This window comes from Calditrichota bacterium (assembly GCA_014359355.1).
Taxonomy (GTDB): domain Bacteria; phylum Zhuqueibacterota; class Zhuqueibacteria; order JANLFK01; family Oleimicrobiaceae; genus Oleimicrobium.
In genome coordinates this window covers 1-9,990 of record JACIZP010000139.1, presented here as the reverse complement: position 1 = coordinate 9,990, position 9,990 = coordinate 1, and the positions used below count along the sequence as shown (strand labels likewise).

7 protein-coding genes are annotated in these 9,990 nt (G+C 61.9%); all 7 read left to right on the top strand.

Annotated elements, in window-relative coordinates:
• Positions 1–260 precede the first annotated feature (260 nt).
• Positions 261–2,840 (top strand): carbohydrate binding family 9 domain-containing protein, encoded by a 2,580-nt coding sequence (locus H5U38_05820; GenBank protein ID MBC7186534.1) that lies wholly within the window; start codon positions 261–263, stop codon positions 2,838–2,840.
• A gap of 145 nt (positions 2,841–2,985) precedes the next feature.
• Complete coding sequence (locus H5U38_05815; protein ID MBC7186533.1) at positions 2,986–5,013, top strand: HAMP domain-containing protein; 2,028 nt, start codon at positions 2,986–2,988, stop codon at positions 5,011–5,013.
• Complete coding sequence (locus H5U38_05810; GenBank protein ID MBC7186532.1) at positions 5,006–6,385, top strand: sigma-54-dependent Fis family transcriptional regulator; 1,380 nt, start codon at positions 5,006–5,008, stop codon at positions 6,383–6,385. Before H5U38_05815 ends, H5U38_05810 begins: the two co-directional genes overlap by 8 nt.
• A 192-nt stretch (positions 6,386–6,577) precedes the next feature.
• On the top strand, positions 6,578–6,919 hold the full coding sequence (locus H5U38_05805) for a hypothetical protein (GenBank protein MBC7186531.1): 342 nt from the start codon (positions 6,578–6,580) through the stop codon (positions 6,917–6,919).
• Between the two features lie 110 nt (positions 6,920–7,029).
• Positions 7,030–8,055, top strand: a complete 1,026-nt coding sequence (locus H5U38_05800) for a hypothetical protein (GenBank protein ID MBC7186530.1) — start codon at positions 7,030–7,032, stop codon at positions 8,053–8,055.
• A gap of 318 nt (positions 8,056–8,373) precedes the next feature.
• On the top strand, positions 8,374–9,387 hold the full coding sequence (locus H5U38_05795) for a hypothetical protein (GenBank protein ID MBC7186529.1): 1,014 nt from the start codon (positions 8,374–8,376) through the stop codon (positions 9,385–9,387).
• A 227-nt stretch (positions 9,388–9,614) separates the two neighbouring features.
• Positions 9,615–9,990: hypothetical protein (locus H5U38_05790; protein ID MBC7186528.1), on the top strand; the 376-nt coding region annotated here is incomplete at its 3' end.

The following is a 9,990-nucleotide window of genomic DNA, read 5'->3' as shown; positions in this document are numbered from 1 at the left end:
GCGCTTTCGCGCTGCCACGGCCTGGTCTCTCCACATGCGCGGCTGTGCCTCGTCTTTGCAAAACCACAGCCGTGCCGGCTGGCTGGCAGAGGGTGATCAACCGCCACTGGTCCCTCTCAAGGGAGGCAAGGCGGCGAGGCTCAGCCCATTCTTGTCCACGGCAGTCGCACCGGCGGGTTGGCGATGTAACCTTTTCCGCATTCTCCTCGTCTAAGGCAGTGTAGCGCGCAAGAAGGTAGAAGAAGAGGAGGGAATCCTACGTGCTTTCTCGGGCCCTGGCGATTGGTTTGTCTACATCCATCGCCACAGCAACTGGCATTGCCGCTCGCCCAGCCATCCAGGAGATCGCTTCGGTGCCGCCCCGTGTGTTACAGGCCGTGCGCATAGAGGGGAGCAAAGTGCGCCTCGACGGACGCCTGGATGATCCGGTCTGGCAGGTGGCGCCAAATGGCGGCGACTTTGTGCAAATGGAACCGGACGAGGGTGCGCCTGCCAGCGAGCCCACCACGGTGCAGGTCGCCTATGACGATGAGCACCTCTACGTGGCGGTGCGCGCATTCGATTCGGAGCCGGACAAGATCCGTGGGCTGCTGACCCGCCGCGATGTGGAATCCCCCTCCGACTGGATACTGGTCGCCATCGACAGCTACGGCGATCATCGCACCGCCTTCCAATTCGGTGTCAACCCTGCCGGCGCGCGCAGCGACCTCTACCGCTCCGACGACGTCAACGAGGACCCGAGCTGGGATGCCGTCTGGGACGTCGCCGTAGCCCGCGACTCCACGGGGTGGACAGCGGAGTTCTGCATCCCCTTCAGCCAACTCCGCTTCCCCCAAGGACACCATCGCTGGGGGTTTCAGGTCGGGCGCATCATCAGCCGGAAAAAGGAAATCGACCTGTGGCGCCTCATTCCGCGCAACGCCAACAGCGTCGTGGCGCTCTTCGGTGATCTTGAGGGGATTGAGGACATTCCTGCCCCGCGGCGGCTCCAGCTCTTGCCCTACAGCGTGGGCAGCCTTGAGCGGCGGCCCGTGGAACAGGGCAACCCTTTCTCCAGCGCGAGGAGATGGGTAGGCAACATTGGAGGAGACCTGAAGTACGGCATCTCTTCGAATCTCACGCTCGACATCACCATCAACCCGGACTTTGGGCAGGTGGAGGCTGATCCGTCGGAATTTAACCTGACGGCCTATGAAAGTTACTTTGAGGAAAAGCGGCCCTTCTTCTTGGAAGGTAACAACATCTTCAACTTTGGCGTGGGGGTGGGTGATGGCGACATGGGCAACGAGACGCTCTTCTACTCGCGGCGCATTGGAAGGACGCCACAGCACTCTCCGGAGGTGTCTGACGAAGGTTATGTGAACCTGCCTCGCCTGACTACCATCCTCTTTGCCGGCAAAGTGACCGGCAAGAGCCGCCATGGCTGGTCGATCGGTGTGCTTGAGGCGCTCACGGACCGCGAGGTCGCCGAGGTCCATGACCAAGGGAGGAGGTACACGGAGACAGTGGAGCCGCGGGCCAACTACTTGGCCGTCCGTACTCAGAAGGACTTTCGGCAGGGGAGAAGCACGCTCGGCGCCATGTTCACCAGTGTCGTACGCGACATCGATTCCCCTGCGGTGCAGAGTCTGAACCGCCAGGCTTTCGCCGGTGGGGTTGACTTTAGCCATCGCTGGAGCCAGGACCGCTTCTTCCTGGAGCTGAAGGTGGCCGCCAGCCACATTCGTGGTCACCAGGAGGCCATTACAGAGGCGCAAACGAGCTCGGCCCGCTACTTTCAGCGGCCGGATGCGCGGCACGTCAAGTTCGATCCTTCTCGCACTACCCTCTCGGGTATGGCGGCCTCCTACCTGGTCGGGAAACTCGCCGGCGGCAACTGGTCGTATGGCGTGGGAGGCGTGGTGCGCAGCCCAGGGTTTGAGGTGAATGACCTGGGCTACCAGCGCGATGCTGACTTTGTCATCCACTTCGGTTTTCTCGGCTACAACTGGTATCGTCCAGGGAAGCTCCTGCGTGACTACGGGGCGAATGTCAACCTCTGGCATGTGACCAACTTCGGGGGTGAAAAGCTGGGCGTCGGGGGAAGTGCCAATTTCCGTTTTCGTTTCCTCAACTACTGGGGCGGATTTGTGGGCGTGAATGGTAACGGCCCTCGCCTGTCGACCTCGAGCCTGCGGGGTGGACCGGCTATCTTGGTGCCCGCCAGCTTGAACCTCTTTGCACGCTTTTTCACTGATGAGCAAAAGACGCTTTCCTTGAGCGTGCAGGCAATGTGGTCCGCAGACAGGTACGGGACGCACGGGTTGCGGCTGATGCCTTCGCTCACCGTGCGGCCAGACGGCCGTGTGCATTGCTCATTGGGCTTGGGCATTCTCCCGCAGGTGGATGACAGGCAGTACGTGGACGAAATCGCCCGACCGGGCGGCAGCGACTACATCTTCGCGCGACTGGACCAGAAGACGATTTTCGCTACCATCAGGCTCAGTTACACGTTCACCCCGACACTCAGTGTGCAGTTCTACGGCATGCCGTTCCTCACGGCGGGGGCCTACTCGCGCTTTCGCACGGTCGTCTCACCTCGTGCGGCTGTCTATGAGCAGCGCTACGCCCCGTATGACTATCCGGACAACCCCAATTTCAACTTCCGCCAGTTCCGGAGCAATCTGGTGCTCCGTTGGGAGTACCGCCCGGGGTCGACTCTCTTTCTGGTGTGGTCGCAGGGCAGGACCAGCGTGGACGACCGGGGCACCTTTTCTCTGACGGACGACGGCCGTGCACTGTTTGACACCCAATCGGAAAACGTCTTCTTGCTGAAAGTCAACCGCTGGCTCAGCTTCTGAAGTAGCCCTCCAGTTGAGCCGCCCTTTGCCGATGTCCGCGAACGCGCCTTCATGTGGGTAAATAAAAAACGGTTTGCGGAAACGCCAGGCCACGTGTGGCCCGTGGTGGCGGGAGTGGTGGAAACAAGGGAGAGGCCTGCGCACGGTGAAGCTCCAGGCGAAGATTGTCCTGCTCCTGGCAGTGCTCATCTTTTTCTTTACCACGGTGGAGTATGGCATTCTGCGGCTGCGCATTGCCCAGTACCATCGCGCCGTGGAGCGCGAGTACGCAGAGGCCAATTTCCGCCGGTGTGCGGCCCTGGTGGAGCAACAGCAGGCGGAGTTGCGCGAGGTGGCCCGTGCGCTCGCCGCGCACGGCGCCAATGGGGTCAAGACGCTCGCTTCTCTGTCCGGGAGCACGCAGGCCGCGACGGGGTTGCTGATCCCACCGTTTGACATTGCCGCCATAGTTGACCGCGGGAACCTGGCCTGGTGGACGTCTGTGGACTCGGTCGCTGCCGGGCAATGTGGGCAGACCGCGCAGGTGGCCCTTGCTCCGTTTCTTCCGCTTCTTGCCGCCGACACCTCCGGCTTGGTCAATACCACCTGTGGCCCACTGGTTTTGGCAAGTGCCCCATGTTCGCAAGAAGGCCAGCGACTCGTGGTCAGCCGCTTCCTCGCCGAGCCCATTGCGCGCGCAGCCATGCCGTGGGAGTTAAGGGCCACCTTCAGCAGCGCCGAGGGGGCAGGCAGTCCTCAGGAGGTAGTGATCGACTACGGGCGCGCGGCGCAGCTCGTCGCCCGGGGCGTGCTGCGTGATATCACCGGCAAGCCGACCATCGGGTTAGAGGTCGCCAGTCCGAAGGTATTCTTGGCCCGGCAGGAGCAGACGCTGCTTCTCGCCCTGCTCGCCAATACGGTCATCGGCCTCGCCGTCGCCTTCATCGTCATGGCCCTGTTTCAGAAGCTGATCATCAAACGCATCAACTCCCTGGTTGACCAGGTCGCGGCCATTCGCGTCACCGGGGACTTTGGGCTACGCGTGCAAGTCTCCGGCACGGACGAAGTCGGCACCTTGGCGACGGCCTTCAACGAGGCGCTGGCGCGACTCCACCAAATGGCGCAGCGCATCGAAGAGTCTGAGCAGCGTTATGCCACGCTGGTGGAACAGTCCCGGGACGGCGTGGCTATTCTCGTGGACGGCAAAGTGCGGTTCGCTAATCGTCGGCTGATGGACATGGCGGGGTGCAAAGACCTTGAGCAGTTGGCAGCGGGCGGCTTGAGCTTCTTGCCTGAGGAGGTCCGCCGGCAGGTGAGCACTTCCTCTGAACCGCAATCCTCGATCGGTGCGGCGCCGATTCGCCTCCTGGCCCCAGGTGGGGAGGAGATCGAGCTCGAGGTGGACCTGGTGCACGGCACCTACGACGGCCAGCCGGCAACGTTCCTCTACCTGCGCGATGTCAGCGAGAAGAAGCGCATGGAGCGCCATTTGCAGCGGGTGGACAAGCTCACCTCGTTGGGTCAGCTCTCGTCGGGGATCGCCCACGAGATCCGCACGCCCCTCGGCAGCATCCAGCTCAATCTCGATCACCTCCTGCAATGCACCCAGCTCACCAGCGAGCAGCGGCACATACTGGAGAGCAGCATGGAGGCAGTCAACCGCATCTCCAGTATTGTCCAACGCACCTTGGATTTTGCCCGGCCTGCCGAACCGAGCTTCGAAAAGCTCCAGATCCGGCGAGTGGTTGACAATGTGCTGAAGATGATGGCCACCAATCTGAGCAAGGCCAAAGTTTCGGTGGTTCAGGAGTGGGCAGATGACCTGCCCATGGTTCAAGCTGACTGGCAACAACTCAACCAGGTCTTCGTCAACATCGTTCTCAATGCCGTACAGGCCATGCCGCGGGGCGGGCGCCTGCGCATTTGGGGGAGGCCCCGCGGTACACAGGAGGCGCCCATGGTAGAAGTCGGCTTTGAGGATACGGGCGTGGGGATCGCCCCGGAAGACCTCCGCCGCGTCTTTGACCCTTTCTTCACCACGAAGCACGAGGGAGTTGGCTTAGGCCTTTCGGTGGTGCACCGCATCCTTGAATCGCATCGGGCGACCATCGACATTAGCAGCACGCCTGGGGAAGGGACCACGGTCTGCATCCTTTTCCCAGCGGCCTCAGAGGAAAGAGGAGAAGATGGCTGAGAATTCCGCTAAGGCACGGATTCGTGTGTTAACCGTCGAAGACGATCCCTTGATGCGCGAGTCCATCATCACCGCCCTACAGGGCAAGTGCAGCGTGAGCGGGGTGGAAAGCGGCGAGAAAGCACTCAAGTACTTAGAGCACGAGCGCTGGGACATCGTGCTCATCGATATCGGCCTGCCGGGCATGGACGGGTTTGCCCTTTTGGAGAAGATACGCGCCCGGCACGAGGACGTCGTCTGCATCATGATCACCGGCTATGGGCAACCGGAGAACGTGGTCCGGGCCATGCGACTCGGCGCCTACGATTACCTCACCAAGCCCATCAGTCGGGAGAACCTCTTTCACACGGTGGAGAAGGCCGCCGAGCGCGTCGCTCTCAAGCAGGAGATCGAGCAACTGCGCCGCGTGGAAGTGGAGCGTAACCGCCTGGATCAGATTGTCTGCCAGAGCCCGGCAATGAAAGAGATCATGGTCATGGTGGACAAGCTCATCAAGGTGCCCGGGGCAACGGTGCTCATTACGGGCGAGACCGGTACGGGCAAGGACCTCATCGCGCGCGCCATCCACTACCTGGGACAGCGCTTCCAACATCCGTTTGTCCCGGTCAATTGTGCGGCCATTCCGGAGAACCTTTGGGAGAGCGAGCTCTTCGGATACGAACGCGGGACCTTCACCGGCGGCTTGGACAAGGGCAAGCCTGGCAAGTTTGAGCTCGCACACCGCGGCACGCTTTTCCTCGATGAGGTCGCCGAGACGCCGCTCAGTCAGCAGGCCAAGCTCTTGCACGTGATCGAGAACCAGGAGTTCTACCGCGTTGGCGGCACGGAGAGGATCCAGGTCGACGTGCAGATCATCGCCGCGACCAACCGCGACCTGCAGGCCGCGGTGCGCGAAGGCAAATTCAGGCAAGACCTGTACTACCGCCTGAACGTGGCGCACATCGCCATCCCTCCGCTGCGTGAGCACAAGGAGGACATCCTCCCCCTTGCCAAACTCTACCTGAACGAGTTCAATCGGAAGTTCAACAAGTCCTTTGTGCGCATTCCCGACAGGACGCGCCGCCTGTTAGAAGAGTACCACTGGCCCGGCAACGTGCGCGAACTGCGCAACGTCATCGAGCGCGCCGTGTTGACTCACGACGGCGAGGAGCTGCGACCCGAGTTTTTGGACTTTGTACGGCGCGAAGAGAGCGGGGCCCCCAGCACAAGCTTCTCTCTGCCACCCGAGGGCATCGAGCTGGAAGAAGTGGAGAAGAGCCTCCTGAAGCAGGCACTGGAACGCGCCGGGGGCAACAAGGCGCAAGCAGCCCGCCTGTTGGGCATTTCCAAACCTACCTTCGTTTATCGCCTGGAGAAGTACGGGATCGCTTAGCTCGCCTTCCTGAGCGCAGCATTTCATGCGCCAGCGCAGCATTTGCTGCGCTGGCTGGGGTGATCCGCGCCTTGCTTTCAACGTTAACTTCCACGAAATCAATGGGCCGACATTTGTGGCACGTCAGTTGCAATTTGGCGGGCGGACGTGTGGCCCAGCCGCGTGGTGCGGGGTGGTGAAGAGGTAAAGGGCGTGGTGAGATCGTTCTGTGACAACCGCAACCCTGAGTGGACCAACGGACAGGTCCCCGAGGTATGGCAGAAGGACTACATGAGCGCAACCTTGCGGCACGATGGGAGCCGACAGGCGGTCGCGGATGGGAAGGTGGAGGGTCGGCGTGCCCAGGCCGAGGGCGCAGGGGATGTGCAGCACTGGCAGCGGGATGATGGGCGGGGAGGTGGCATTCCAGGCGACGAGGAACACAGGGATTGCGGTTGTCACAGCGACATGGGCGGAGGGTTGAAAGTGGTTATGGTGCGCGGCTGGCCTGGCGTTGTGAACACGGGCGTGGCGCCTGCAGGGGAAGTGTGGTAGGGCACGGCTGGGTAAGAGCAGGCCACACGCAAAGCGCGGTGCGCTTCAATCCCACGACAAGAGGCCGGACCGCAAGAAGGTTCGGCCTCTCCTGCGAGGAGGGGACCATAGTGAAGAACGACGGCTCACGCTCTTGGTACCGGTTCAGACAACCTTCTGCGGCATGCAAGGTGGATGGGCGCGGGGACAGCCAAGCGCTCGGGCGTAACGAAAAGGGCGGTACACTTGCCGTTTCCGCCGTTGCGCTCTTCATTTGTCTGCTGGTCTGTGGCCTGGCGATTGACATCGGTGCGATTCTGGTGGCGCGTGCGCAGCTCCAGGCAGCAGCAGATGCCGCGGCATTGGCCGGAGCAAGGGGGCTGATTAACGGACAAGCGGAGGCGATAGCTTCTGCCATTCAAGTCTTCGGACGCAACAGGGTGCAGAATCGCCAGATCTCGCTGGCGGCGGGAGAGGTGTCGTTTCCCGGCGCCGGACAAGTGGAAGTCAGAGTCACGAGGCCCGTGCAAATCTACTTTCTGCAGCTGGTGCGCGCCAACGGCGTGGCTGTGTCGGCGCGGGCGGTCGCTGCCTGTGGCGGCGCACGATCCGCGGTCGGGCTCAAACCATGGGCAGTCCCGGACTTGCACTGGCTCCCCGGAGACGTGGTGGTGCTGAAGGCAGGACCGCCGGGCGAGGTGCCGAGTTGGCGCTATCCGGTCTGTTTCCCGCCGCTGAACAAGGGCAATCCCGTCACCGGGGCCGCCGCCTACGAGGACGCAATCGTCAATGGTTCCTCAATGGCCATTGAGATTGGCGACGAACTGCTGGTGGAGACCGGCGACATGGTAGGCCCCACGCGTCAGGCGGTCGACCAGATCCTGGCGCTGGACCCCGACGCCTGGCTCAGTCCAAGCGGCATTCAGGATTCGCGGTACCCTGGCGACAGCAGTCCGCGCATCTGCAAGATCGCCCTCATCGACCCTAACTCTTTGCCTGGCCCGGGGCGAAGCTCTGTGACCGTCGTCCGCTTTGGGGTGTTTTTCATCGAAGGCATGCAGGGGCAGTCCCTCATCGGGCGCTACATGCGGGCGGCGACGATTGGCGAAATGGGCGGCGGCGGCTCTGACCTCTTTTGCGTGAAGCTGATTTCGTGAGAGCAAGATGGCTTCCACGCGAAGGGCCTTCTCTTGGGGCGAACAGAGGTGCGCAGGTGAGGGCCGGAGAGTGCGTCAATAGAAGGAGCGCAGGATTTGCTGCGGTAGCGCATGAAATGCTGTGGTGCTTCGATGTTAGCAGCGACATTGTGCGGGGGCTAACTCCTTGAAAGTCAAGGTCAGCGGCTGACTGTCAAATTTTGGCACAGCAGTTGCAGTCTAACAGGACGAGGAAGTCGACAGGCCGCGTGGTGTGTGTGGTGATGGGTGGGGGACGGAGCGCGGCGGATGGTTAGGGTGAGCACGCGGAGGGCAAGAGTGAAGAAAGGCGTTCAACACGTGCGCAGAACTTGTCGCGAAGCTCGGGCAGTGCTGGGAAGCGGCGGTTGGGTGCGGCGCCTGCCCGGCGATCAGCGAGGGAGCGCTCTTGCCTTAGCGACTGCAATGATGTTCGTGTTCCTCTGTTGTGCGGGGATGGCCATCGACCTGGGGTCGATCCTCTCCTCGCGCACCCAATTGCAGTCGGCGGTGGATGCGGCGGCGTTGGCTGGGGCGCGCGGGCTCATCCGTGACAACCAGACCGCCATCTCCTACGCGGTAGCAACCTTCGGGGCAAACAGGCTGCAGAACCGGTCACTGCAGCTCAACCCGACTGAGGTCTCTTTCCCGGCGACGAATCAGGTCTCTGTCTCCGTCACGCGGCCTGTCAACCTCTTCTTTTTGCAGCTCATCGGCCTGCGCCGAGTGAACATCTCCGCGCAGGCGACCGCCACCTGTGGCACGGTGCGTTCCAGCTACGGCCTCAAACCGTGGGCGGTGCCTGACCAACATTGGCAGGTGGGAGACCTCGTGCGGCTGAAGGTGGGGAAAAACGGTGGCGGAAGCTGGCATTACCCTGTCTGCTTCCCGCCAATCAATCGCGGCTCGCCGGTGCGCGGCGCGGATGCTTACCGAGAGAATATCATCAACGGCTCATCGTCCATAGTCAAGATCGGCGACCGGCTGTTGGTGGAACCCGGGAACATGCAGGGGCCAACCTCGCAAGGTGTTGAAGACGTCCTTGCTCGCGACCCCAATGCCTATTGGGACGGCGACCATGTGGAAGGGTCGAGTTACCCGGGCGATAGCAGTCCGCGCATCTGCAAGATCCCTTTGATTGACCCGAACGAGGATCCCAATGGCCGCAGCGAAGTGACGGTAGTCCGTCTAGGGGTGTTTTTCCTGGTGGGCATGGACGGACAGGACGTAGTAGGATACTACATGCGCGCCGCCACGCGCGGTGAAATGGGTGGTGGTGGCTCAGACCTGTTCGCCGTCAAGCTCATCCAGTGAGCGGGTTCGCTGCTGAGGTAGTCAAGGATCGCGATGGACTGACATAGAAACTCCCTCTCTACTGCTTCACACTCTCATTCCACATTCGCTGCAGGGCCGCTCTCCAGAAATGGAAAGCGGCCTTTGCATTTTCTGAGGCCTTATTCAAGCCTTGCTTGCCAACGCCTAAGCGGCATTTTCTGCTTGCGAATGCCACGGATATTGCTATATTTGTAAATGTGCGCTGAATGGCACGCGACGGCGAGAGGAGCACACTGCAGAAAGGGCTGGGGCGCGTGAAGAGAGCACAAGCGTTCAGGATGGCACTGGGGAAGGGGGCGCTGTCCCTGCGTCGCCTCTGCTTTGTCGCCTTGCTCGGCGGCATGGTCGGCTGCGCGGCAGTTCCCATGCTGCCATCCCCGCAAGTGCCGGTGAAGGGGGTCACCTATCATGAGGGGACAGTCGCCGTTGAGTTTGCCAGTGGAGGGCGTTTCACGGTGCGCCAGCAACGGTGGGGGAACCGGGTGATCCTGGACCTGGCCCCGTGTGTGGTGGGCAAACCTGGCAGGGTCGGCGTAAGCGATGACCGGGTGGAGGAGTACCACTGGGCTCAACACGATCCCC